The sequence below is a fragment of the Acinetobacter genomosp. 15BJ genome, assembly GCF_000400715.1.
Classification (GTDB): Bacteria; Pseudomonadota; Gammaproteobacteria; order Pseudomonadales; family Moraxellaceae; genus Acinetobacter.
In genome coordinates, this window is the sequence record NZ_KE007346.1 from 432,728 (window position 1) to 457,071 (window position 24,344).

The window sequence follows — 24,344 nt, forward strand, 5'->3', positions numbered from 1 at the left end:
CAACGTATGATATACGCTGAATTATCAGGAGACTTTCCCTTGGGAGATTCTAGGCAGCCAACTTATAAAAGTCTTCGGCCATTTGATTTGGTGTCGAGCCTGTAAATTATTTTGTGTAAGTTCCATTTTTTATAAATGATCTTTTAATCGATCATCGAACTGAATCGTAAACCAATTCATTGCTAAACGCCAATTTTGAATTGGCATCGTCCATTTCTTCGCAGCATTTGATGTTGCTAAGTAAATGACCTTCTTTACTGAGTCATCAGATGAAAAGATTTTCCTCTTCTTCGTTGAATGGCGTATTACGCTATTCAACGACTCAATCGCATTTGTTGTATAAATTGCATGACGTATTTCGGCTGGATAGCTAAAGATCGTTCGGATATTTTCCCAATTGGCCCGCCAGGATTCTCCAATTTTGGGATACTGGTGATTCCATTGATCACAGAAGATGTCTAGGGACTTTAAAGCATTTTCCTCTGTACTTGCCTGATAAATCGCTTTCAGACCCGAGGTAACAGCCTTGTAGTCTTTCCAGCTTACAAATCTCAGGCTATTGCGTACAACATGCACGATACACAGTTGAATATCAGTATGAGGGTAAACGGAGGCTATCGCGTCAGGAAAGCCTTTTAATCCATCTACACAGGCAACAAGAATATCCTGTACTCCTCGATTTTTTAGCTCTGTCATGACTGACAGCCAGAATTTGGCACCTTCTGTCTGAGCAATCCACATACCCAGTAATTCTTTTTGTCCATCCATATTGATGCCTAAAGCAAGGTATACGGACTTGTTAATCACATTGGAGTGCTGACGGACTTTGACAACAATACAGTCAAGATAGACAACAGGATAAAGGCTATCTAAGGCTCTATTTTGCCACTCAGTCACTTGCTCAATCACAGCATCGGTAACTTTGCTGATGAGAGATGCTGAGACATCGGCATCGTACATTTCTTTGAAGAAGGCTACAATTTCCCTATTAGTCATTCCTTTTGCATACAGTGAGAGGATTTGGTCATCCATACTGGTGATGCGTGTTTGGTGCTTTTTGATAATTTGTGGCTCAAATGAACCTTCTCGATCACGGGGAATATCTAAAGCCAGTTGTCCATCTTGAGTTGTAATGGTTTTAGAACTAAACCCATTACGGCTATTTGAGCCTTTCCTGGACTGATGCTTTTCATAACCGAGATGGTCTGAAAGTTCAGTATTGAGTGCAGTTTCAATCATGAATTTTTTAAAGACTGCTGTCATTTGGTTTAAGTCTTCTGGTGTTTTTAGACCTTTAGCCAATTCGGCAGCCATACTTTTGATTGTTGCTTCATCCATGTGAAGTACCTTTTGTAATTATCCTCTGAAGGATAAATGAAAATTAAGTACTTACACAAAATTTAGAACAGTCCCTTGGTGTCTTAAAACCCAAACCCTTTTGAATTCTTCGATGATTATAAAATAATTCAATGTATTTTATAATATCTGCTTTGGCTTCTTCTCTGGTTTGATAGTTGTAATTTGGAGGGTGTTTTTTTAGAGTAAATTTTCGTAAATTAAGTGGATAAAATATTCCAATTATAAAAGCCAGTAAATTATTTTTTGTAAGTTTTAATAGTCAATAATAGGACTTCCACTGACAACAAGATTTAAGCATAACTTTTCTTTTAATCGCTCATAGGGTGTTACGCCATTCATAACTGCATGAGGTCCGGCATAATTGTAAAATGCCTCCCATTCGGCCAGCTTGGCTTATAAATCCACATCATATGTGTAGTCTAAGAGCTGGCAGAAGTCCATTTTATCAGTCTAATGAGTTCGTTCGACCTCACCGTTATGTTTAGGTGTTCGTGGGTTAATATAGCGATGATGAACGGCCAGATCATTCAGATGACAATGGAATTTAGACTTAAACTCATGACCATTATCAGTCTGAATGGTATGAATATGGAAAGGAAATTTGTATATCACATAATTGATGAAATCAATAGTATTGGCTTGATTATGTTTCTCATAAATCTTTAATGCCCTAATCCTACTTTAGATAAATTGAATAGTTGGATGAAGAAGCTTTCCCAAAATTTAAATTATCAAAATGGAAAGGTAGCCATTGCGATAGTTAATGCAAAAAATAAGCAGTCTCGCAAAATGTTGGAACGGGCTGGACAAGTAGCTGGACCAGATTGGGAAGAATTTAATAATCAACGGTGTTTAAGATTGACGATTCCAAGGCCAATGAACTTAAACGATCTAAAAAATGATCGCTTCCATATGACAATGGCTCGGCTACTGTTGTCACATTTAGATTCTTTGATTGGCTATAAATACTGTGTTGGGATACACCTAAAAGTTCTGCAACATGAGTGACAGAATATCCGTGTTTAGTAATCAATTTTACAGCTTCATCTTTAAATTCTGGGGTATAACGTTGTCCACTCATAATATTTTCTCCTATGCAAAATGAATAGACCATATTTGTCTAGGAGAGTGGTGGCAGTCCATTATCTAACTAAAAGGTGTCTAAAAAATCGGTGGCTATTCAGTCAAGTAAATGTATGAAATTTTAAATTTTAAATGTATATTTAAAAAATCCCATAAGGTGATCAATAGGACTCTATTGATTTAAAACTACACTTAGTAAATTACAGAACATATGCATATTTCAAAAGTCAGCTTAGTTAATTATAGAAATTTTAAAAATTCTTCTTTTCTATTTAATGAAGGAGTTAATACAGTAATTGGAGAAAATGGATCTGGTAAGACAAATTTATTTAACGCAATAAGGTTACTCTTAGATGACTCTTGTATTCAATATGCATATAAACTAAATGAAAATGATTTTAATAGAGAGCTCGGTGGGGATTGGAAAGGGCATTGGATAATTATTAGTATTGATTTTGATAAGTTGGATAGTAATGAGGCTATACAGTCTCTTTTTGTCCACGGTGCGGGATTACTCGAATCAGAATCTGCAACAAAGGCGTGCTACACACTTTTCTTTAGACCTAAAATTCACATTAGACATAAACTTGCTGATTTGAATGAAGGGGATATAGTTGGGTTGCAAGAGGTACTAGAAAAAATAAATATTCAGGATGACTATGAAACTGTATTCCATGGAAAAAGTTCAGCTAATTATAATGATCCGAGCATCTACGAAAGTTTAGTTGGTAATTTTACAGATGTTAAATTTCCTAGAGATATTGATGCTTCAAAATTTGGAGTGAGGGTCCCTCATCAGCTATCAGTATCTAAAGAAATTTCTTTCACATTTATACAGGCTTTGAGAGATGTAGTTAGTGAATTCAAAAACAATAGAACTAACCCATTATTAACATTATTAAAAAGAAAAAGTGATGAAATTAAGCAAGAGGAATATCAACCTATTAGTGAATTGGTCTTGACTTTAAATGGTGCTATAGAAAATCTATCTGATGTCCAAGAAATTAGAAATGATATTAAAAATACGCTTTTAGGTACAATTGGTCGTACTTACTCGCCATCTTCCTTGTCAATAAAGTCTAGCGTTCCAAATGAGGCTGAAAAATTACTACAATCATTAAAAATTTTTATGAGTGAACCAGATGAGGAGTATGAGGGAGGGGTTCATGAGTTAAGTTTAGGTAGTGCAAATTTAATTTTTTTAACTTTGAAATTACTTGAGTTTAAATATAGAAAATCAAAAGATACGTTTGCAAATTTTTTAATTATTGAAGAACCTGAAGCACATATTCACAATCACATACAAAAAACTTTATTTGATAAATTGGATTATGAAAACACACAGATTATTTACTCAACACATTCAACTCAAATATCAGAAGTGAGTAATGTTGAAAATATTAACATTGTAAGTAAGAAAACAAACAATTCTGAGGTATATCAGCCTTCAACAGGTTTAAGCTCTAAAAGTATTAATCAGATTCAGCGTTATTTGGATGCAGTTCGCACAAATCTACTGTTTGCAAAAGGGGTTATTTTGGTGGAGGGGGATGCAGAAGAAATCCTAATTCCAATCTTAATTAAAAATGTATTTGGTGTAAGTTTAGATGAATTAGGTATAAGCTTAATTAATATTCGAAGTACTGGGTTTGAAAATGTTTCCCAACTTTTTCATGACAGTCGTATTCGCAGATACTGTTCAATTTTAACAGATCTTGACAGTGCTATTTGTGATACCAATGTATTACCAATAGATAGTGATAAAGTTAAAAAATATAAAGAAAAAGTTGCTAGATCTGCAAAAAGTGGTGCGGAACGTAAAATAAAATTAGATGAACTTGAAAAAGATAATGATTGGGTAAAAAGTTTTTATGCGAATTATACCTTTGAAGTTGATTTCATTGCTGCAGGTAATGGTTTTGAAATTAAACGGATAGTTAAAGATATTTATACTGATCCAGCAACTTGTATTAAAGCTAAAGAAGATATAAGTGATGGCAATGTAGCAGTTTTTGGCCGTAGAGTCTTGACGATGGCTAACAGTGCTGGTAAAGGTTGGTTTGCTATTTTACTAGGAGGGCATATTACATATCAAACAGAAATACCCGACTATATAATGGATGCACTAATTTTTTCTAAAGAAGATTATTCTAAATTCTTATTAGCAGATATGATTGAATATAGAATAGGTAGGTATGAAGCGGAAGATGATTGTGATATAGATTTCTCTCCATTAAGAGAAACTTTAGAAGAGTATAAGTTTTCAGGATTATCATTAAATTCTGTGATTGAGGAAATACAATCTGTGATCGAAGATGATCAGATTTTAATTTTTTTAGATAGATTATAAGAAAGTAAATATGTATATATTATCGGATGAGTCTTTAAACCAGGAGCAAAAAGCTGCTATATACACAAATGAAAATGTGTTATTGATTGCATGTCCTGGTAGTGGTAAAACTAGAACTCTCATTTATAAAATTGCTTATGAATTGAGTAAGATGACCTCATCTAAACAATTTGTTATAGCTATTACTTATACAAATACAGCAGCTGAAGAAATTAAAGAAAGAGTGGAAATACTTGGTGTTGACACTACTCAGCTTTGGATAGGAACGATTCATTCATTTTGTTTACATTGGATACTTAGGCCATATTACTTATATTTGGATAATCTAAAAAATGGCTTTACAGTAGTTAATTCATATGATTCTGAAGAAATTATAACAAAATTATGTGAACCATATAAAAATGAAAAAATTAAATTTTGGGATTGTGGTGTAATAGCAAAGCCAAATGGTATTTATCTAACTTGTAGTGATCCTAATAAGCAATCATCATTGTTAAAAATAATCAGTGAATATTATGAAATATTGCAAATAAATAATCAGATTGATTTTGAACAAATTTTAAAATATTCATGGGATTTGATTTCTAAAAAAAATATAATTAGTAAGTCACTTAGTAAAATTTTTTCAACAATACTTGTTGATGAGTATCAGGATACAAAAGAAATTCAGTATTATATAATTTCTGAAATATTAAAATCAAACAATGGCGATACTAAAACTCTTATCGTGGGTGATCCTAATCAGGCTATTTATGATTCTTTAGGAGGCTTTCCAATGCCGAAAGCCGATTTAGAAATTTTATTAGGATTTAATTTGGTTTGTCTCAGTCTTGAGAAAAATTATAGATCATCAGATAGAATTGTAAAATATTTCGACTTTTATAAAGTAGATAATAATACTATTATTGCTTCAGGTGATAATTCAGAATATAAGAGCTTAATAACTTACAATAACTCAGTAGCACTTGATGATTTAATTGATGAAATTTCTCATTTAATTTTATTGAATATAAGAGATCATAATATTTCCCCTGATGAAATATGTATTGTTGCACCTCATTGGGTTCATATAGGTGTTATTACTAGGAAACTTATGATTAAGCATCCTGATTTGAACTTCAATGGACCAGGTATGGCACCATTTTCTAGAGATATTGATAATTTTTGGTATAAGGTTTCAAAAATTATTTTAACTGAGCCATCGCCAGACATATATATAAGAAGGTTGAGATGGAGTGGTGAAATCTTAAAAGATCTTGAATTATTTGGAGTTAATATTATAGACATATCAAATAAGGATCTACTTAAAATTTGTAATTCAATCACAATAAATGAAAATGATGGGCTAGTATATTTGAGTAAATTTTTTTCAATACTTTTTGAATTGTTAAATATTGATTGGGAAATAATTCCTACTCTTAAAAGCCATTACGATTCATTTTTCGCAAGTTCTTATCAACGAATAGAAAAACTTTCTGCAGAGGGATTGAGTGGTGTAGAGACTCTTGAAAATTTCAAGAAAGTTTTTAAACAAAAAGGAGGAATATCGGTATCAACTATTCATGGAGTTAAAGGAGAGGAATATGATGCTGTAATAGGTTTCGCTCTACTTGATGGCTTTGTCCCGCATTTTAGTGATCCAAAGGGTGAGTTAAATTCCAAAAAGATGCTTTATGTTCTTGCATCTAGAGCCAGAAAAAATTTGCATTTAATAGCGGAAAGAATGAGAAATCCACATAGTTATCACGCTCCTAATGGTAAAGCGCCTACTTCTCATTTAGAGCTTTACAAATACTCTTATGATAATTAACAAATAAATTGAAAAAAACACTCTATATAAAATATTTAGGTTGAATTCATCATTAGATAATTTTTTCATAGAAAAATTCTGCCCAATCAGCCGTTAGCGCTTTACGTTATCTCAAGATAAGGGCATCGTAAATAAGCTACTTCAACTTCATCTAGTAGCTTATGCGCAATTACATGCTCACACACCTCACGAGAATAATCAGTTTTGTCTGCTGACCAGTCACGGAATGTGGAACAGAAGGCATGCGTAGTAACTATCCGATTTTGTTTCGGGGCAATAATAGCCTAAGCTATTTGTATTACAGATAGTGAGTATTGCTCTCCTGTTAGAGTTCGAAAACGGATGTGATATAATAGGAAATCGAACTCTAGTTACCTTAAATAGACAAACTACTGTTTTGAAATAGATTGAAACAAAGAAATCACAGTGCGGTAAAAATAGTAGTAAAAAATTAAAAGTTAAATATTTAATTGTTATTTATTAATAATTTATTTCTTTAATTTGACTGTCACCGCTTCCGCCAAATACGAAAAAGCCCTTATGAAAATAAGGGCTTTTTTATTTCTCTGTGTTCTAGATTAGCAACTTCGTTGCAATTGCCCACATCATAAGCCCAACGACAACATCTAGAATTCTCCACGAACTGGCCTTTTTAAACCAAGGCAATAAGATTCTTGCGCCATAGCCTAAAGCGAAAAAGAAGATCCATGAAGAAAGTATGGTTCCGGCTGCAAACAAGTACAGATGATCTGCAAACTGAACTGAAATCGAACCAACCAGAATCACGGTGTCTAGATAGACATGTGGATTCAGCCATGTGAAGGCCAAGCACATACCAATAATCTTAAATAGCGAGTCTTTTTCAATTTCACTGGGGTTGAGTGATGAGCTATTGTTTATGGCTGAGTAAAAGTTTCTAAGTCCATATAAAAATAAAAAAGCAGCACCAAAGTATTTGGCAATGGTGACGATCAAAGGGAAGTCAATCACGATTTTTGAAAAGCCCATGACCCCTAAGTAAATCAGGATAGAATCTGAAAGTGCACAGATCAAACAGACCCAAAAAACATGCTGCTGTTTTAAGCCTTGTTTTAGAACAAAAGCATTTTGCGCGCCAATGGCTAAAATTAAAGAAAAGCCAATACCAAGCCCATAGAAAAATGCAGTCATATTTTGGTTCCTCAATCATATAGGGTGGTCTGTGCTGGCTCTGGATGGAAAAGAACGTGCAGATGCTTAGGCAAAAGCAGTTCGTCTAACGCTTAGATCAAGTGTTAGATGCTTTTTTTCCATTAAAAATTTACTGTTTGCTATTATCTTTTTTTATTTATAAAAGTCAGTAAAATTAAGATTGTTTTGGTTTGGCTAAATTTTTTTTAAGGTTTGATGCTGAACACAAAACAAGGTGAAGTATTTTTTGCTGTCGTTGAAAAGGGGTGTTTTGGGTAGGTTGTTATGAGGCATTCAGAGTAAAGGCTAATGGGTTGTACCTTAGATTTTAGCTATAGCTTTCTATATCTGAGATGGATATGACTGAATCAGTGTTTAGAGGTCGGGTAATGTAACAAAGCTGCTTAATCTTGTTGTCCGAATTACCCCCCTTGTTTTTCAATTATTGCCCTTATTTTCAGAATCGTTTTAGATCAAAATTAAAAACAATCGACACAGGAAGTGTTCGAGGCAATATCCAAGCACATATTTAAAAATAATGAAGTGAGTCAGGCATGGACCTCAATCATAATATTCAAGGTGTAAACAACCAAATGCTCAACAAAACAAGAAAAGTGATTGCGCTCGGTTTTGCCACACAAGGCCTTGGCTACGCGACCGTGATGACAGCACTCCCCACAATAAAAGGTCGATTCAGGCTTTCAGATGATCAGTTATCGCTGATTATTCTTGGGGTATGCATTGCAGCAGCGCTCGGTTCAATTTTAGCTGATCGTATCGCAGTCAAGCTTGGTTCACGACTTGCCGTTGTGACTGGTTTTATTTTTGAAGCGATAGGAATAGTAATTGCTGCATTTAGTCCAAATGTGATTCTCATGATTGCGAGCTTTTTACTTTATGGGCTTGGACTAGGCTGTTTAGATGCAGCACTGAATATGCAAGCAGTTATGATGGAGCAACGGCTTGGTAAAAGTGTATTTGGTGGTTTCTTTGCTTGTTATACCGCGGCTGCATTTTTAGGTGCATTAATTATGTCAGCCACTGTTTCAACGGCACTTGGAGCAACGACAGCATTATGGATTGCAGTGGCGATTGCCTTCATCACCTCGCAACTCTCTAGACACTGGTTATTTCAGCAAAAACAATGCTCAGACATACATCCACAAGAGAAACCTGCAATTCCATATCAACAACTTCTTATTTTTGGGCTGATTATTTTGATTGTGTTCACTGTCGATTCTGCAATCAGTACATGGAGTTCAATGTATCTCAAAGATGTTTTGGCAAGCTCGGCAACGATTGCTCCTTTAGGGTATGCAGCCTATCAAATTGGAATTTTACTCACACGCTTAAGTCTTGATTATTTGCTGCAATTTAAAACAGCGACATGGATTGCTTTGGTCACGCTCCTGATTGGAGCATTTGGGTGTGTATTGTCTGGAATAAGTCATTCATTAGTGACCGTTATTTTGGGTTTTGCATTGGCTGGTGTTGCTGTAGGCGCTTTGGTTCCACTGACCTATTCTGCCGTAGGTCGTTTAGATGAAAGTCGACGCGATGAAATTATTGCTCGTGTTAATATTTTTAATTATGGGGGCGCAGTAGCAGGTGCGGTCATCGTTGGGCTGCTAGCAACGCCTTTTGGTTATACGCCGTCGTTTATCGGTTTGGGATTTGCCTTACTCAGTATTATTTATTTGAGAAAAAGACTGGTTTGATCTACATCAACCAGACAGAGGCATTTTGTGATGGTCTTAATCAGAAGTCATCAACAACGGCATTAGAAAATCTAGTGACGCCAAGATAAATCAGAATTGTGCCTGAGGGTACGCAGATTCATTGCCGAACAGAATTGGAGATTTTTTCAGATAGAAGATTGACTGGTTATGATCATCTTTTTTTATTTTTAAAATTTAGTAAGATTAATGTTATTTTGATTTTCCTAAAATTTTTTAAGGTATTTATGCTGGACAATAAACAATGTGAAGCCTTCTTTGCAGTTGCTGAAAATGGAAGTTTCGAACAGGCAGGCGTGAAGCTTTATATTACTGCTTCAGCAGTAACATTGAGGGTGCAGGCACTGGAAAAGGAATTGGGTCAATTATTGCTGATTCGTGGTCGCCCCTGTGCACTCACGCAAGCGGGTCAGCAATTGTTTGAACATTTGCAGCATATAAAACGTTTAGAACAAAATTTATTACACGGCTTGACGGGTGCTGGAGAGTCACATTTTTTTAAGACCGTGATCGGCTCAAATGAGGACTCATTGGCGACATGGTTACTTCCTGCATTAAAGGATGTGTTACTGAAAGAAAAGATTGTGATTGAGCTGAGAACGGATGACCAGTCTCATACCTATTCATTGTTAGAAAAGGGTACGGTGAGTGCTTGTATTTCGATCGAAGATCAACCCATGCGCGGTTGCCGTGCGCAATATTTAGGTTTGATGCGTTATCAAATGATGGCGACAGCGCAATTTAGACAGAAATGGTTTGCTGAAGGTGTTCATCGAGAAACTTTACGTGCTGCACCAGCGATTATATTTAATGAAAAAGATCGCATGCATTTTGATCTTCTTGAAAAAAACTATGGATTGATGAAAGGTACTTATCCTTGTCACTTAATTCCATCGTCAGAGTCTTTTGTGACCGCAATTAAATTGGGGTTAGGTTATGGCATGGTGCCTGAGCTGCAAATGAATATTGAAAATAAAGCAGAAGTATTGGTTGGATTATTGCCTGATCTTAGCGTTGATATTCCACTGTATTGGCATCATTGGGATCAACAATCAAAGCCATTACAGCTTTTAACTGAGCATATTGTCAATCACGCTCGATTAATTTTGGCCTGAGATGAGAGAATAACAATAAAAAATTATTATATCGTGTATTGCATAAGCATTTTAACTGCATGTAGTTAACACTGCTTCTAAATCATTTCATTAGCATAATAAAACCTAATAAACTTTTAGAAGCAATGTCGAAACTAAATCAAGTCTGAATATTTTATTGGACGACAAAGATTAGAAAATCCTAGAACTTCCAATATATTGTTTAGAGACATTATTTAAGGCGATTAATATACGGCTAGCATCTTTCGTGCTTAATGCTTCATTCAGCTCATGCATATAAGCTACAATTTGTTCTTTTACTTTATCTGCGAAAACTGGCGTGACAGCTTGATCTTCATAGAGTAGGACATAGTTTTTTGCAAAACCATAAATGAGAAATAAAGCGTTGTATTCAAGCGGGTGCTCAGCAGCAACAATAGCTTGTTCACATTGATTTTTTAATTGTTGGTAGGCGTCCGTTCCATTTGGAAGAGTTTGAAACGTTTCAAATATAGATTGGAAATTCATTTGAATTACTCGCTCAAAAAGAAAATCTACAGATGATTGAACTAAAAATCAAGAAAAATTTATTATTTTTTATGATTAATTATTTATGTAATGATTCAGGTTATTTTTTTAGATAGTTAAATGTTTTATTGGCAGATTTAGTTTTATATCTCTACAAAAGTTGAATATAGCGGTGGTATCACAGATTTATTTAATTTTTTTTACATTTCCGATACTAGTCATATACATGCTGTACAAATCAAAAAAGACCTTAATATGGGAAAATGGTAACAATTATTTGATTTTGATCGTTTTAGGTGATAGTTGTGAAGAATATTTTATTACCCGCGATTTTGGTATTGGGTTTGGTTGGTTGTACTTCGATCACGACTATGTCTCCTGCTCAATTTAACCAACTCAGTACAACACAGATTCCATTCTCAGGAAATTGGACGGGTGAAGCGGGTACTGCATCAGTCGCGTTAAGCCTGAACCGTCAAGGTAGTGGCATGCTGTGTATGGATGACCGTAAGGAAGTCATGTCTTATCAGGTAAAGTTGGTTGATAACACCCTATACAGTGATAAAGGGGTCAAGTTTAAAGTCAAAGCGTTGAATAACAGCAAGGCCAACATTCACATGAGTTTATTGGGGTTAGGGGTGAATCTTGATCTGAATAAAGATGATTCGTTAAAGAATGCCACTGTAAGTTGTAAGCAAGCCCTAAATTAATTTTGTATTGCGATTCTAAACCTTGCCTGTGATTGCAGGCATTTAAAATTTTCCGCAGATTAAAGAGACCGTTATGTTTTCTCCTTATATTCATGCGTTTGCATTATTTTTCTCATTGCTCAATCCCTTCCTGATGAGTGTTTACATGGTCGGGATGATCCGTAATACCGATGCAAAGGTATTTAGTAAAGCCTTGATACAGGGGAGTTTGATCGCCTTTGGGGTGTTTATTCTATTTGCCTGGGGCGGTGAGAATATTTTTAGTCGCTATTTGAATGTTCGTTTCGAGTCTTTTCAAATTTTTGGTGGCTTAATTTTCTTGGTGATTGGTTACCGTTATGTATTCCAAGGTGCGGAAACGATCGGAGAAATGCGTGGTGCGCCTGAGCATTTGGCCGGTACCATCGCAATGCCATTTATGATCGGTCCAGGCACAATTAGTGCGGCGGTAGTGACAGGGGTAAGTGTACCTTTTACGGGTGCAATGGCTGTTATTGCAATTACCTTAATTTTAACCTGTAGTATTTTGATCCTGATGAAGTTTGGTCATGATCATTTACGCTATAAACATGCAAAATATATCGATCGCTATTTTGATATTGTTGGACGTTTATCTGCTTTACTGATTGGCACGATTGCAATTGATATGATTGTAAACGGTATCATTGGGCTGATTCGTTCGGCCAATCTGAGTTGAATGGCATAAAGCCCAGATTTTCTCATTTCAAGTATTTTGTCCAAGTATTCTCTTTCTTTTGCAAAGGTACTGAATCAAAATACTTGAGATGTCATTATTTTGAATTAAACAATAACAAGATCATAAAAAGAATTGATGATGTTTTATTGCTTTACACATACTTTTAGGCTCATGAATGAACGATAATAAAGACGTTGTATTTCTCAATGAGCTCTCATGTATCAATTAGATCAAGCAAACCAAGCACCTGATGACCAGTCAGAGTTGACGATGACGGTTTTAATGACACCTGATATGGCCAACTTTTCAGGTAATGTTCATGGTGGAACTATTCTCAAGTTGCTCGATCAAGTCGCCTATGCGTGTGCCAGTCGATATTCAGGTAGCTATGTAGTCACAATGTCGGTTGATCGCGTCAATTTTAAAGAACCCATTTATGTAGGTGAGTTGGTGACTTTTCTTGCCAGTGTGAATCATGTCGGCCGTACTTCAATGGAAATCGGCATTCGTGTTGAAGCACAGAATATTCAGAAACGAACTATTCGGCACACCAATACTTGTTATTTCACCATGGTTGCCGTGGATGAACAGCGTAAGCCAAAAGAAGTACCACAGCTAAACCTAGATACAGAATGGAAGCGTTGTCGTTTTGAAGCCGCAGAGCAACGTAAGGCGATACGTTTGCAAGAAGTTCATCAACCTTCATGCAGTGTTTTTAAGAAAACGACATCGTAGTCAGTTTTTAATATAGTGCTGATGCAAAAATAAAAGATCGAACCGCAGCATGGTTCGATCTTTTTTTACATTTGTAATGAAATAAAATTTAAATCATTACAAATGTTGGTCTAAAGGTCTGGAGGAACCTTGAGATCTGATTAGTTTGTTGGTGCAGGTGTAGACGCAGGTGCTTCAGTTGTTGTCGCATCAGCAGCAGGTTGACCTTGAGTTTCAGGCTGTTCCTGAGTTGAAACAACAACTCTTTCTTCAGTTTGTTGTTCATTTGCAGGCGCTGCAAATGTAGACGCTGCTGCAAGAGTAATTGTTGTTGCAAGAAGAGTTTTGATAAGTTTCATGTTTGGCATCCTTAATTAATTAAATATCAACCTCAATACGATGATTCGGTTAATCCAAATCTCAATTTCGGCATGAGGTTCATGCTATGTGCCAAACTTAGTTGCGGCAATATTCTTAACAATCTATTACGTCTATCTTAACAATATGAAATATTGAATCGCCTTATGTAGTTGCTATGTAAAACATCATGAAGAAATTAAGGATTAAAATGTATGTAAATATGTTTTTGTGATTAAAAAATAATCTATTATTTTACGTGTTTTAAACACTAGCCTTAGTTTTATAAAAAGTTATTAATTGAATAAACCATTTATATCTTATTTTTAAATAAGAATTTTAGATTTCATGTGTGATGAATATCTCCTTATTGTTATTTAATAGCTTTTGAGTCTAATTATAGGGCAAATCATTCTTTATTTTATTTCATCAATTTTTCGCTTTAGAATGAAATAAATTTTCAATGCGAGTCGATCGTGAAGGTTATTGCTCCCAAAACAGTTCCCACTCATATTATTTCTGGCTTTTTAGGGGCAGGTAAGACCACATTATTGCAGCATTTACTCACTCAAAAACCTGAGCATGAAGTTTGGGCGATTCTGATGAATGAGTTTGGGCAAATTGGGGTTGACCAACAACTGATTACCCAGCAGCAAGGTTATGCGGTGAAAGAGCTGTTAGGTGGTTGTTTGTGTTGTAGCAGTCAATTGCCGATGCAGATTGCACTTTCTCGCTTACTCACTGAAAGCAAACCTGATCGATTGTTTATTGAACCAACGGGTTTAGGGCATCCAGCACAATTATTGGAGCAATTGACTGAACCGCATTGGCAAACGAGTTTGGCAATGCGTGCTTTGGTGATTGTTGTAGATGGAAGTCGTCTACATGATCAGGATTGGGTCAAACAGAATTTATATACCGATCAATTAAAAGTGGCTCAAATTGTGGTGTTGTCGCATATCGACTGTATGACAGCAGCAGATCATCAAGCCTATGTGGCTTTAAAACAAGAATATGAAACCTATGTCCAGTATTGGATTGAAGCTGAAAATGGGCAGGTGGATATTCAGCAATTGGATATTCAGCAGCAACCATTACAACGTAAGATCCAACCCTTATTAAGATTGCAGCAAAAACAAGCTGTTGAACAGATACCAGAAATAAAGCAGCTCCCTTATCATTATGTTGAATCGGCTCAAGGCTATACGGTCGCGGGTTGGAAATTACCGAAACGCTGGCAATTTAATTTTCATGATTTATTAGATGTGTTGTGTGCGCAACAAGACTGGGTACGAATTAAAGGAATTTTTAATACTGATCAAGGTTGGAAAAGTTTTAATTTTAATCCGCAGCAGTTTAACTATAAGTCAGCCGAGGAGAGCATCGATAATCGCATTGAAGTCATTTGTCAGTCAACACGTGACTGGTTGGCTTTTGAAACACAATTATTGCAGTGCCGTATCGATCCGATTGATGATCAACATGATCAAATCGCACATGCTTCTCGGTAAAATAGAGTATGCTTAGCGCCAAATTTGAGAACACTGTATTTAAGAGTTTAGTTTATGGCGTTAAAAGCAACAATATATAAGGCAGACCTCAATATTGCCAATATGGATGAGCATATCTATGCAGATTATCAGCTCACGCTTGCTCAGCATCCTTCTGAAACCATTGAACGTTTAATGGTTCGTATTTTGGCTTATGCGCGTTTTGCCGATGAACGTTTAGAATTCACCAAAGACTTATTTGAAACAGATGAGCCAGCGCTATGGCAAAAAGACCTGACTGGACTGTTAGAGAAATGGATCGAAGTGGGTTGTCCATCTGAAGATAAAGTGAAAAAGGCCAGTGCACGTTGTAAGAATGTTGCTGTGGTGACCTATGGTTCTCAGTCAGATGATTGGTGGCAGAAAAATACTAAGATTAAAACCTTGAGCAATGTGCAAGTGTGGCAATTGGACCCACAAACTACGCAGGCACTTGAGGGTTTATGCGAACGTACCATGCAATTGCAGTTGAATATTATGGATGGTGAATGGACTTTGTTAAGCGATAAAGGTCAAGTCGACATTCAGTGGCAACAATTGCAATAATTTTAGTTTGAGTGATGTGGAGAGATAGAAATGAGCGCGGAATTAGAAATTATTGACTTGAAAGTAGGTGAAGGCAAAGAAGCGGTTCGTGGTGCTTTGATCACGACTCATTATACCGGTTGGTTGGAAGATGGAACCAAGTTTGACTCGTCTTTAGATCGTGGCAACTACTTTGAAACCGTGATTGGTACAGGTCGTGTGATTAAAGGTTGGGATCAGGGTATTATGGGCATGCGTGTAGGTGGAAAGCGTAAGCTGATTGTGCCTGCACATTTGGCCTATGGTTCACGTAAAATGGGCAAGATCATTCCAGCCAATGCCAATCTGACTTTTGAAATTGAACTATTTGACGTAAAAACACGCGACGAATAACCAGTTTTGATTGAGTAAATTGCAGCGGTTTGGTTTATTTTTAGACTAAATCGCTTTAAAATCATAAAGATAAAATAATATTGATAATTGTATAATAAGATTTTGATTTTAAAAACATTTCTTTCATCTGAATTTTATTACAGCCCAAGAAAAATATATTGATTCTGTATACAGTCCTGTATATCTTTGAGTTAAAAGAGCAATTTTTCTATGGCCCTTATTGTTAAAGCATAAATCTGTATTTTCAGGGTATGAAATATTGTGCTTCAGGTGACTCAAAGTTGATGGGGGTAAGTCAGCTATAGTTCATCAATGATAAAAAATGTCGCAAAAAGTAATGATAAGAATTTGAGTGAGTAGAGGTCGATATGAATGATTATTTGGATATCACTGCATCAGAACTATTAAGAGAGTTAGATCATTTTTTTCTGATTGATACCCATGATGGCGCCCAGACTGGTTTTTGGGTCAATGAAAAAGCGCTGACAGACAAGCACTACTGGATGGATGGCGACTATAAGGTTGAAATCCTCAGATCTTTACAGCCTTCGCATCAGTATGCGCCACATGACTACAAAATCACGCGTTTGACAGTAGGGGAAAATGACAGTAATGTGGTGTTATTGGACTATGATGGGGTGCATAAAAAAATTCAGACCTTTCGTCGCGGTGAATGGGTAAACCGTCTGAATAAATATTTTTATCAAAAAGAGCGCCACTATTTACAGCAGCTTGCAGATCATCCCAACTTTCAATTAATACAGTATTAATCTCGTATCACGATGCTTAAATGCCCCTAATTCAAATCTTGAAATAGGGGCTGGCGTGCTTACCAAAAAATATTCAATTAAAATGTGATTGATTTCATAAAAAATACATTTAAGTTTATTTTCAGCTTTTAAAATTATAAATACAATCCGTACTTCCAGCTGACCATCAAAAACATCTTATTTGTCCATAAAATTGTAAGATGATGCAGGCATGATCTGCGATCAGCGAATTTCTAATCTTGAGACGATATCTCTATGACAACACGTTTAGTGTCCCCAACTTTAAAAACTGTTTTAGGTCTTGTATTTGGGGTGGTTGCCTGCACCACAACTTTTGCGGCAAATCCAAAAATTGATGCAACCACATTGACGGTCATTGGGTATCACGAAATCACAGAACGTAAAGATGCCTTGATTCCAAGTTATGCTGTGACAGCCAAACAATTTGGTGAACATATTGATTGGCTAAAAAAGAATGGCTATCACTTTATTAATGTCGACCAACTGATCAAAGCACACCAAGGTAAATATAAATTACCAACGAAACCTATTTTGCTGACGGTGGATGATGGCTATCAGTCGTTTTATCAAAATGCCTATCCGATTATTCGCGCGAAAAAAATTCCAGTGGTATTGGCTGTCGTCGGATCTTGGTTAGAGCCTAAAGCCGATCAGAAAGTTGATTTTGGTGGTGAGCTGATTGAGCGCAATAAAATTCTGAGTTGGGATGAACTCAAGGAAATGCAGAACAGTGGTTTGGTTGAAATCGCCAGCCACAGTTACCATTTACATCAAGGCATTAATGGCAATCCGCAGGGCAATCTGGAACCTGCTGCGATTACGCGTATTTATGACCCTAAAACCAAGAGCTATGAAAGTGATGCAGCTTATCAGGCCCGTGTTTATCAAGATTTAAAAAAGAACAATGACCTATTAAAATCACATGGTTTACGTTCGCCACGCGTGATGGTCTGGCCGTATGGTCGCTATAATATGCAGTTGGTACAAACCTCCAAACAGTTGGGGATGCCAATTACTATTACTTTGGACGATGGGGCAGATCATGCCAAGCAATCGCTACAAAATATGAGCCGTATTTTGATTCAGGGCAATATGTCGACCAGTGCATTGGCGCAAGAGATTAAGAACCGTGAATTGAATTTGAATGATAACAATCGACCGCAAAAAATTATGCATGTCGATTTAGATTATATTTATGATCCAGATACCAAGCAGCAAGAACGTAATCTCGATCATCTGATTGATCGTATTAATGGGATGGGTGTAAATACAGTGTATTTACAAGCCTTTTCTGATCCTGATGCTAATGGTTCTGCCGATATGGTGTATTTCCCAAATCGTCATATTCCAATGCGCGCAGACTTATTTAACCGCGTTGCTTGGCAAATCCAAACTCGTACGCCTGTGCAGCGTCTATATGCATGGATGCCACTTTTGGCTTGGGAATTACCTAAAACTGACCCAGTGTCGAAAGATTTAGTGGAAACACAGCAAGCAAAAGTGGGTGAGCATTTGAATATGGGCTATATCCGTCTCAGTCCCTTCTCGCCAGAAGCTCGTCAGACTATTAAAGAGATTTACCAGGATTTGGCTAAATCAACGCCGTTCGATGGTTTGTTATTCCATGACGATGTGACTTTGTCAGATTATGAAGATGCCAGTCCTGATGCGTTGGCGGCGTATGCCAAACAAGGCTTACCAACTGACCTTGCTAAAATTCGTGACAATGATGCTGACTTGCAAAAATGGACGGCTTATAAAACCAATTATTTAGATGATTTTGCCATGGAGCTTGCGGGGGAGGTTCGTCAATATCAACCATTCCTAGTGACTGCTCGTAATCTTTATGCGCAGGTGGCTTTAAATGCTTATGCAGAAAACTGGTATGCACAATCTCTAGAGCAATCACTAAATCGCTATGATTTTACTGCGATTATGGCGATGCCGTATATGGAGCAATCGGACAATCCAGCTAAGTTCTATTCCGATATCATGAATCGCGTGAAGCAGTATCCAAACGGCATTAAAAAGACCGTGATGGAGTTACAGGCGGTAAACTGGCGCAATGACCAAAAAGTACCGTCTGAAGAAATGGCAGCTACGATTAAGTCCTTATATGAACAAGGTGCAATGCATGTGGCATACTATCCAGATGATCCGATCAAAGGACATCCAGATGTTGAAACCATGCGTAAGGCTTTTGGTCTAAAATCATCTCAATTAGTACCATAGTCGAGTAATGTAGATGAGTTGGATTGCTTTATTGTGGTCATATGCCATTAAGTTTGTTTTTTACTATCCATTATTTATGTCGTATTTGTGGATGGTGGGGGCACTTATTTTCTATTGGAGAGAGCGTCAAGATCCTCCTTATCAGCAACCTGCGGCTTTACCTGAATATCCTAAAGTTGCGGTCTTAGTACCGTGCTTTAATGAAGGGGATAATGCCGAAGAAACCATTAGCCATGCACTGAAATTGGATTATCCCAATTTTGAAGTGATCGCGATTAATGATGGTAGTTCTGACAATACCGGTGAAGTACTAGATCGATTAGCCACGCAGTATGAAAAATTACGCGTAGTGCATCTGGCACAGAACCAAGGCAAAGCGATGGGGCTGCAAGCGGGTAGCTTGATGACTGATGCAGAATTCCTGATTGGGATTGATGGTGATGCTCTGCTCGATCCACATGCGGCCAAATGGATGATGCGCCATTTCTTGGAAGATCCAACAGTGGCCGCGGTAACTGGGAATCCACGTATTCGGACACGTTCGACTTTGCTTGGACGTATTCAGGTTGGTGAGTTCTCTTCGATTGTCGGTATGATCAAGCGCGCACAACGAACCTTTGGTCGTTTATTTACCGTATCGGGCGTAATTACCGCTTTCCGTAAAAGTGCAGTACATCAAGTTGATTATTGGTCACCGAACATGTTGACTGAAGACATCGACATCACTTGGAAACTACAACGTGCAGGTTGGGATGTACGTTTTGAGCCAAATGCCTTGGTCTGGATCTTGATGCCGGAAACCTTAAATGGTTTATGGAAGCAGCGTCTACGTTGGGCCATGGGTGGTGCACAGGTCTTGGTTAAAAATATTGATGTATTTTTAAAGCCTAAACTTAATTTTTTATGGCCTTTGATGTTTGAACTGTGTTTGACACTTGTTTGGTCATATTTGATGCTTATTATGGCGATCATCTGGTTATTGCATTTTATCTTTGCAATTCCAGCACTGGCGGTCGTGAGCTCGCCATTTTTACCTTACGGTAGTGGAATTTTATTGGGGGCGACCTGTTTAATTCAGTTTGCTTTAAGCAAATGGATGGATAGTCGTTATGAACCAAACCTTGGGAAAAATTATTATTGGATGATTTGGTACCCGTTTGTGTTTTGGTTGATCACAATTACTGCTACAATCGTCGCCTTTCCAAAGGTGCTGTTGCGTAATGATGAGAAGCGTGCCCGTTGGATTAGCCCAGATCGTGGAATTCGTTGAATCGTAAAGATTCATTTTGCTGAGTAAAAAGCAATGAAAGCAGACAGCTTGATTATTGATGTACGTCGCCAACTCCCATGGCATAAACGCTACTTCTCGACCACTACCACCGCAATGATGTGGGCAGGGTGGTTATTGTTATGGCGTCCATTTATTTTGGTGTGGGTGTTGGTTGAATTACAAAAGACCCATATCGCACAGCGTTTAATGTCCGCATTTGGTGATGGCATTGAGCATGGTGTAACAGCATTGTTTATGTGTGCGGTTGCATTATTGCTTTGGAGTTTGTTACCTGCAAAACGTGTGCATAAAAAGCATGCTGTTGAAAAGACACTTCCTGATTATGCACGTTATTTTGAATTAGCTGAGCAAGAAATTCAGGTTGGACGTCAGCAGAAAGTCAGCATCGTTCATCATGATGAAAATGGTAAAATCATTCGAGTAGAATAGTTTTTATTGTTCTCAATAGACGATATCAAATGCCTTGGTCTTTTATGATTAAGGCATTTTTTATTATCTGGTCTTAAATTTCAGACATAAAAAAACCAGCTTACGCTGGATTTTTATTTGCACCATCTTTCACTAGTTGGAAGATGGTGCCCGAGGCCAGACTCGAACTGGCACGCTTTGTGGGCGGGGGATTTTAAATCCCCTGTGTCTACCGATTTCACCACTCGGGCATGTGCGCAATAATAGAGGACACTTTAAAACTTGGCAAGAGCAAAACAAGCTATTTGCTTTCTTTTCAAGCAATTCATGTGCTTATCTGATGAAAATTAAGCACTGTCATATAACTTTCATGATTCTTTCATCAAACTGAGATCAAAGCTTCATTTAAGCCAATTAATTTAAGTCATTTATTTATAGTGATAAAAGTTAAGGTAGCTATCCAAATGACAGCAAAAATTTCACGACGGGAACTTATTCAAAAAAGTCTATTCGGTTTCGGGGCGTTGTCTTTATCTGCGGGTTTTACAGGATGTAACGACAGTTCAGATCAAGAGACAGCAACACTACAAGTGAATTTTGAACATGGGGTTGCCAGTGGTGATCCTTTACAGGATCGCGTGATCTTGTGGACACGTTTGACGCCAAGTGAGAGTAGTGCACGTCTGCAAGTGACATGGGAAATTGCTTTAGATCAGCAATTCAAACAAATCATTAAAACCGATAAAGTCACGACAACAGCTTCACAAGATTTTACTGTGAAGGTGGATGCAACAGGTCTAAAACCAGATCAAAGCTATTTCTACCGTTTTATCTTCGGGGATAAGGTTTCACCTGTGGGTCAAACCAAGACTTTGCCAAGCAGTGCGACAAAAGTCAGTTTTGCGGTGTGTTCATGTTCAAACTATCCAGCAGGTTATTTCTATGTATATCGCGAAATGGCCAAGCAAAATGTCGATGTGGTGATCCATTTAGGTGACTATATTTATGAGTATGGTGCAGATGGTTACGCGGCAGAAGATGCGGCTAAACTTGGGCGAAGTCTCGCGGCAGATAATAGTAAAGAAATTATTAAGTTGGATGATTATCGCAAGCGTTATGCGCTCTATCGTAAAGACAAAGACTTGCAGGCTTTGCATCATCGCCACCCATTTATTGTGATTTGGGACGATCATGAGTTAGCTAATGATGCATGGCGAGAAGGGGCGGAAAATCATCAGCCGAACGAAGGACCTTTCCTTGATCGTAAATTGGCAGCTCTACAGGCTTATTTTGAGTGGATGCCAATTCGTCCTGTCGATGATCAACATACCAAGATTTATCGCCAGTTCGATTTTGGTAATCTGGTTCAATTAACGATGTTGGATACGCGAATTATTGCGCGTGATGAACAGTTGGACTATGCCAACTATATGACAGCGAATGGTTTGGATATTGCAAAGTTCCAGGCAGATTTGACCAATCCAGCACGTACTCTAATGGGCTATACCCAACGTGATTGGCTGATTGGAAAACTGCAACAGTCGACAGCAAACTGGAATGTGCTTGGTCAGCAAATTCTAATGACTAAGATGTTGGTTCCTGCTGAGCTGCTGCTTGCTTTGGCTGAAATTACTGCGGGTAATCCAAGTACAGATACCTTAAATAAGATGAATGCCCAAATCACTGAATTAGTAAAATTGAAAATTCGATTATTACAAGGTGATCCTAGTTTAACAGCACAAGAAAAAGCGCGTGTTTTGACAGTTGCACCCTATAACTTGGATGCATGGGATGGTTATTTTGCTGAGCGTGAGATTGTGTATGCTGCTTTGGCGCAATTGAAGAAAAAAGTCGTGGTGTTAGCAGGGGATACCCATAATGCATGGTCATCGAATTTATACAGTAAAGATGGTGCTTTTGTCGGGGTAGAGTTGGCAACCAGTTCGGTTTCTTCGCCAGGTTTGGAAAAATACTTAAATATTCCATTGGCACAACTGCAACAGTTTGAATTTGCATTCACGACTTTGATTGATGAGTTAAATTACTGCAATTTAAATCAAAGAGGCTATTTGATTGTTCAATTTGATGCTGCGCAGGTTCAATCGCAGTGGATTTATGTCGATTCGATCAAAAAGCCTGAATATGTGATTGATAAATCACGGGGCTATCAATTGAGTTTGGATAAAAACTTATTGCCAGTGAAAACAGGGCAGCAAGTGGCTTAAGTTTCAAAGATGGTAGGAAGCCAAGTCAATGAACTTGGCTTTTTATTATCTGTCCTTAAATTTTAGGCATAAAAAAACCAGCTTACGCTGGATTTTTATTTGCACCATATTTCAGTAGCTGAAAGATGGTGCCCGAGGCCAGACTCGAACTGGCACGCTTTGTGGGCGGGGGATTTTAAATCCCCTGTGTCTACCGATTTCACCACTCGGGCTTTACCAATGGAGGCGGAGGTCGGAATCGAACCGGCGTACACGGAGTTGCAGTCCGCTGCATGACCACTCTGCCACCCCGCCATCTCTTGGTGATGCACATATTAGCAATCTTTAAAAAAAAAACAATAGTGTTTATTGCGAATATGCACATAAAAACAACATCTAAAAGAATATTGCTCAAATTATCATGTATTATTTACGCAATTGATTCATACCCACTTTGGAGATGCGCTGTGGCATTGGTTTTAGACGGTCGTGCATTAGCAAAACAAATTGAAACGGATTTGTTGGTACGTGTAGAAGCATTAAAAGCAAAATCGGGGCGTACCCCAATCTTGGCAACCATTTTGGTTGGTGATGATGGTGCATCTGCCACTTATGTGCGTATGAAAGGGAATGCTTGCCGCCGTGTTGGCATGGACTCGCTTAAAGTTGAGCTTCCAAAAGAAACCACAACTGAACAATTATTGGCTGAAATTGAAAAATTAAATGCTAATCCAGATGTACATGGCATCTTGTTGCAACATCCAGTGCCTGAACAAATTGATGAAAGAGCATGTTTCGATGCGATTTCATTGGCAAAAGATGTCGATGGCGTAACGTGCTTAGGTTTTGGTCGTATGGCAATGGGTGAAGCGGCATATGGTTCAGCAACTCCAGCTGGCATCATGACCATTTTGCAAGAAAACAAAATTGAAATCGCTGGTAAGCATGCGGTTGTGGTTGGGCGTTCTGCTATTTTGGGTAAACCAATGGCGATGATGTTATTACAAGCCAATGCTACTGTGACCATTTGCCATTCACGTACTCAAAATCTGCCAGAATTGGTTAAACAAGCCGATATTATCGTTGGTGCGGTGGGCAAAGCTGAGTTGATCCAAAAAGACTGGATCAAGCAAGGTGCGGTTGTGGTTGATGCAGGTTTCCATCCACGTGATGGCGGTGGTGTTGGCGATATCCAATTGGTCGGTATTGAAGAGATTGCTTCAGCTTATACACCAGTACCGGGTGGTGTAGGGCCGATGACGATTACGACTTTGATTCGTCAAACTGTAGAAGCTGCTGAAAAAGCATTAGCGTAACGATTAATAACCCCTCGTTAAGAGGG

The 24,344-nt window shown here is 37.6% G+C and carries 20 protein-coding genes, 3 tRNA genes and 3 pseudogenes; 16 read left to right on the plus strand and 10 right to left on the minus strand.

Translation table 11 applies throughout. The annotated features are described in order from the left end of the window. Window positions 1–129 precede the first annotated feature (129 nt). The 3 genes and pseudogenes from F896_RS14645 to F896_RS21120 form a co-directional block, all read right to left on the minus strand. On the minus strand, window positions 130–1,338 hold the full coding sequence (locus F896_RS14645; protein WP_005202188.1) for an IS256-like element ISAba26 family transposase: 1,209 nt from the start codon (window positions 1,336–1,338) through the stop codon (window positions 130–132). Between the two features lie 43 nt (window positions 1,339–1,381). Further along, window positions 1,382–1,516 (minus strand): annotated as a pseudogene (locus F896_RS20760) (IS3 family transposase); the annotation flags it as partial. Between the two features lie 792 nt (window positions 1,517–2,308). Continuing rightward, window positions 2,309–2,440, minus strand: a pseudogene (locus F896_RS21120) (transposase); the annotation flags it as partial. 213 nt (window positions 2,441–2,653) lie between these two features. Between F896_RS21120 and F896_RS14640 the strand changes: the two are divergent. Together F896_RS14640 and F896_RS14635 are read left to right on the plus strand one after the other, a co-directional pair. Beyond that, window positions 2,654–4,792 (plus strand): ATP-dependent nuclease, encoded by a 2,139-nt coding sequence (locus tag F896_RS14640; protein ID WP_016162864.1) that lies wholly within the window; start codon window positions 2,654–2,656, stop codon window positions 4,790–4,792. Between the two features lie 10 nt (window positions 4,793–4,802). Continuing rightward, window positions 4,803–6,602, plus strand: coding sequence for a UvrD-helicase domain-containing protein (locus F896_RS14635; RefSeq protein WP_016162865.1), 1,800 nt, complete (start codon window positions 4,803–4,805; stop codon window positions 6,600–6,602). Between the two features lie 52 nt (window positions 6,603–6,654). Here the strand turns inward: F896_RS14635 and F896_RS21195 are convergent. Together F896_RS21195 and F896_RS14630 are read right to left on the minus strand one after the other, a co-directional pair. Further along, window positions 6,655–6,880 (minus strand): annotated as a pseudogene (locus F896_RS21195) (integrase); the annotation flags it as partial. 295 nt (window positions 6,881–7,175) lie between these two features. Then, complete coding sequence (locus tag F896_RS14630) at window positions 7,176–7,772, minus strand: LysE/ArgO family amino acid transporter (protein ID WP_016162866.1); 597 nt, start codon at window positions 7,770–7,772, stop codon at window positions 7,176–7,178. Between the two features lie 554 nt (window positions 7,773–8,326). Here F896_RS14630 and F896_RS14625 point away from each other — a divergent pair. Continuing rightward, window positions 8,327–9,490 carry an MFS transporter gene (locus F896_RS14625; RefSeq protein ID WP_016162867.1) on the plus strand — a complete coding sequence of 388 codons (1,164 nt, stop codon included), beginning with the start codon at window positions 8,327–8,329 and terminating at the stop codon, window positions 9,488–9,490. 245 nt (window positions 9,491–9,735) lie between these two features. After that, complete coding sequence (locus F896_RS14620; RefSeq protein ID WP_016162868.1) at window positions 9,736–10,623, plus strand: ArgP/LysG family DNA-binding transcriptional regulator; 888 nt, start codon at window positions 9,736–9,738, stop codon at window positions 10,621–10,623. A 171-nt stretch (window positions 10,624–10,794) separates the two neighbouring features. Here F896_RS14620 and F896_RS14615 read toward each other — a convergent pair whose 3' ends face one another. After that, the gene (locus F896_RS14615) at window positions 10,795–11,130 is read right to left on the minus strand and encodes a hypothetical protein (RefSeq protein ID WP_016162869.1); all 336 of its coding nucleotides are present in this window, start codon (window positions 11,128–11,130) and stop codon (window positions 10,795–10,797) included. A 299-nt stretch (window positions 11,131–11,429) separates the two neighbouring features. On the opposite strand from F896_RS14615, the gene F896_RS14610 reads away from it, so the two are divergent. The 3 genes from F896_RS14610 (at window position 11,430) to F896_RS14600 (ending at window position 13,272) form a co-directional block, all read left to right on the plus strand. Further along, a complete protein-coding gene (locus tag F896_RS14610; protein ID WP_032882083.1) occupies window positions 11,430–11,840 on the plus strand; it encodes a J517_1871 family lipoprotein in 411 nt (136 codons plus the stop codon). A 73-nt stretch (window positions 11,841–11,913) separates the two neighbouring features. Continuing rightward, the gene (locus F896_RS14605; protein ID WP_005184297.1) at window positions 11,914–12,537 is read left to right on the plus strand and encodes a MarC family protein; all 624 of its coding nucleotides are present in this window, start codon (window positions 11,914–11,916) and stop codon (window positions 12,535–12,537) included. Between the two features lie 216 nt (window positions 12,538–12,753). Further along, entirely contained in the window at window positions 12,754–13,272 is a 519-nt protein-coding gene (locus F896_RS14600) for an acyl-CoA thioesterase (protein WP_016162871.1), read from the plus strand. Window positions 13,273–13,412: 140 nt separating this feature from the next. Here the strand turns inward: F896_RS14600 and F896_RS14595 are convergent, their stop codons facing one another. Beyond that, window positions 13,413–13,610 carry a hypothetical protein gene (locus tag F896_RS14595; protein WP_016162872.1) on the minus strand — a complete coding sequence of 66 codons (198 nt, stop codon included), beginning with the start codon at window positions 13,608–13,610 and terminating at the stop codon, window positions 13,413–13,415. Window positions 13,611–14,084: 474 nt separating this feature from the next. Here F896_RS14595 and F896_RS14590 point away from each other — a divergent pair, with 474 nt between their 5' ends. The 7 genes from F896_RS14590 (at window position 14,085) to pgaD (ending at window position 20,819) form a co-directional block, all read left to right on the plus strand. Further along, window positions 14,085–15,119 carry a CobW family GTP-binding protein gene (locus tag F896_RS14590; protein WP_016162873.1) on the plus strand — a complete coding sequence of 345 codons (1,035 nt, stop codon included), beginning with the start codon at window positions 14,085–14,087 and terminating at the stop codon, window positions 15,117–15,119. Between the two features lie 54 nt (window positions 15,120–15,173). Then, on the plus strand, window positions 15,174–15,704 hold the full coding sequence (locus F896_RS14585; protein WP_016162874.1) for a YaeQ family protein: 531 nt from the start codon (window positions 15,174–15,176) through the stop codon (window positions 15,702–15,704). Window positions 15,705–15,734: 30 nt separating this feature from the next. Beyond that, window positions 15,735–16,076 carry an FKBP-type peptidyl-prolyl cis-trans isomerase gene (locus F896_RS14580; RefSeq protein ID WP_004652009.1) on the plus strand — a complete coding sequence of 114 codons (342 nt, stop codon included), beginning with the start codon at window positions 15,735–15,737 and terminating at the stop codon, window positions 16,074–16,076. A gap of 368 nt (window positions 16,077–16,444) precedes the next feature. After that, the gene (locus F896_RS14575) at window positions 16,445–16,846 is read left to right on the plus strand and encodes a hypothetical protein (RefSeq protein WP_016162875.1); all 402 of its coding nucleotides are present in this window, start codon (window positions 16,445–16,447) and stop codon (window positions 16,844–16,846) included. Between the two features lie 255 nt (window positions 16,847–17,101). Then, window positions 17,102–19,099, plus strand: coding sequence for a poly-beta-1,6-N-acetyl-D-glucosamine N-deacetylase PgaB (gene pgaB, locus F896_RS14570; protein WP_016162876.1), 1,998 nt, complete (start codon window positions 17,102–17,104; stop codon window positions 19,097–19,099). A gap of 13 nt (window positions 19,100–19,112) precedes the next feature. Beyond that, window positions 19,113–20,369 carry a poly-beta-1,6-N-acetyl-D-glucosamine synthase gene (gene pgaC, locus F896_RS14565; protein ID WP_016162877.1) on the plus strand — a complete coding sequence of 419 codons (1,257 nt, stop codon included), beginning with the start codon at window positions 19,113–19,115 and terminating at the stop codon, window positions 20,367–20,369. Between the two features lie 33 nt (window positions 20,370–20,402). Continuing rightward, window positions 20,403–20,819: a poly-beta-1,6-N-acetyl-D-glucosamine biosynthesis protein PgaD gene (pgaD, locus tag F896_RS14560; protein WP_016162878.1), complete on the plus strand. Its 417-nt coding sequence runs from the start codon at window positions 20,403–20,405 to the stop codon at window positions 20,817–20,819. A gap of 144 nt (window positions 20,820–20,963) precedes the next feature. Here pgaD and F896_RS14555 read toward each other — a convergent pair. Continuing rightward, window positions 20,964–21,049 (minus strand) — tRNA-Leu (locus tag F896_RS14555). Between the two features lie 213 nt (window positions 21,050–21,262). Between F896_RS14555 and F896_RS14550 the strand changes: the two genes are divergently transcribed. Beyond that, window positions 21,263–23,023, plus strand: a complete 1,761-nt coding sequence (locus F896_RS14550) for an alkaline phosphatase D family protein (RefSeq protein ID WP_016162879.1) — start codon at window positions 21,263–21,265, stop codon at window positions 23,021–23,023. Window positions 23,024–23,149: 126 nt separating this feature from the next. Here the strand turns inward: F896_RS14550 and F896_RS14545 are convergent. Together F896_RS14545 and F896_RS14540 are read right to left on the minus strand one after the other, a co-directional pair. Continuing rightward, a tRNA-Leu gene (locus tag F896_RS14545) sits at window positions 23,150–23,235 on the minus strand. An 8-nt stretch (window positions 23,236–23,243) separates the two neighbouring features. After that, window positions 23,244–23,317 (minus strand) — tRNA-Cys (locus tag F896_RS14540). 152 nt (window positions 23,318–23,469) lie between these two features. Between F896_RS14540 and folD the strand changes: the two genes are divergently transcribed. Beyond that, window positions 23,470–24,318 carry a bifunctional methylenetetrahydrofolate dehydrogenase/methenyltetrahydrofolate cyclohydrolase FolD gene (folD, locus tag F896_RS14535; RefSeq protein WP_004652016.1) on the plus strand — a complete coding sequence of 283 codons (849 nt, stop codon included), beginning with the start codon at window positions 23,470–23,472 and terminating at the stop codon, window positions 24,316–24,318. Window positions 24,319–24,344: the final 26 nt, after the last annotated feature.

What these genes read in the sequence shown, in the direction of transcription:
- F896_RS14645 (WP_005202188.1), bottom strand. Translation starts at nt 1,338, where the DNA reads ATGGATGAAGCAACAATCAAAAGTATGGCTGCCGAATTGGCTAAAGGT.
- F896_RS14625 (WP_016162867.1), top strand. Translation starts at nt 8,327, where the DNA reads ATGGACCTCAATCATAATATTCAAGGTGTAAACAACCAAATGCTCAAC.
- F896_RS14620 (WP_016162868.1), top strand. Translation starts at nt 9,736, where the DNA reads ATGCTGGACAATAAACAATGTGAAGCCTTCTTTGCAGTTGCTGAAAAT.
- F896_RS14630 (WP_016162866.1), bottom strand. Translation starts at nt 7,772, where the DNA reads ATGACTGCATTTTTCTATGGGCTTGGTATTGGCTTTTCTTTAATTTTA.
- F896_RS14600 (WP_016162871.1), top strand. Translation starts at nt 12,754, where the DNA reads ATGTATCAATTAGATCAAGCAAACCAAGCACCTGATGACCAGTCAGAG.
- pgaB (WP_016162876.1), top strand. Translation starts at nt 17,102, where the DNA reads ATGACAACACGTTTAGTGTCCCCAACTTTAAAAACTGTTTTAGGTCTT.
- F896_RS14575 (WP_016162875.1), top strand. Translation starts at nt 16,445, where the DNA reads ATGAATGATTATTTGGATATCACTGCATCAGAACTATTAAGAGAGTTA.
- F896_RS14615 (WP_016162869.1), bottom strand. Translation starts at nt 11,130, where the DNA reads ATGAATTTCCAATCTATATTTGAAACGTTTCAAACTCTTCCAAATGGA.
- F896_RS14640 (WP_016162864.1), top strand. Translation starts at nt 2,654, where the DNA reads ATGCATATTTCAAAAGTCAGCTTAGTTAATTATAGAAATTTTAAAAAT.
- F896_RS14580 (WP_004652009.1), top strand. Translation starts at nt 15,735, where the DNA reads ATGAGCGCGGAATTAGAAATTATTGACTTGAAAGTAGGTGAAGGCAAA.
- pgaD (WP_016162878.1), top strand. Translation starts at nt 20,403, where the DNA reads ATGAAAGCAGACAGCTTGATTATTGATGTACGTCGCCAACTCCCATGG.
- F896_RS14585 (WP_016162874.1), top strand. Translation starts at nt 15,174, where the DNA reads ATGGCGTTAAAAGCAACAATATATAAGGCAGACCTCAATATTGCCAAT.
- F896_RS14635 (WP_016162865.1), top strand. Translation starts at nt 4,803, where the DNA reads ATGTATATATTATCGGATGAGTCTTTAAACCAGGAGCAAAAAGCTGCT.
- F896_RS14595 (WP_016162872.1), bottom strand. Translation starts at nt 13,610, where the DNA reads ATGAAACTTATCAAAACTCTTCTTGCAACAACAATTACTCTTGCAGCA.
- F896_RS14550 (WP_016162879.1), top strand. Translation starts at nt 21,263, where the DNA reads ATGACAGCAAAAATTTCACGACGGGAACTTATTCAAAAAAGTCTATTC.
- F896_RS14605 (WP_005184297.1), top strand. Translation starts at nt 11,914, where the DNA reads ATGTTTTCTCCTTATATTCATGCGTTTGCATTATTTTTCTCATTGCTC.
- pgaC (WP_016162877.1), top strand. Translation starts at nt 19,113, where the DNA reads ATGAGTTGGATTGCTTTATTGTGGTCATATGCCATTAAGTTTGTTTTT.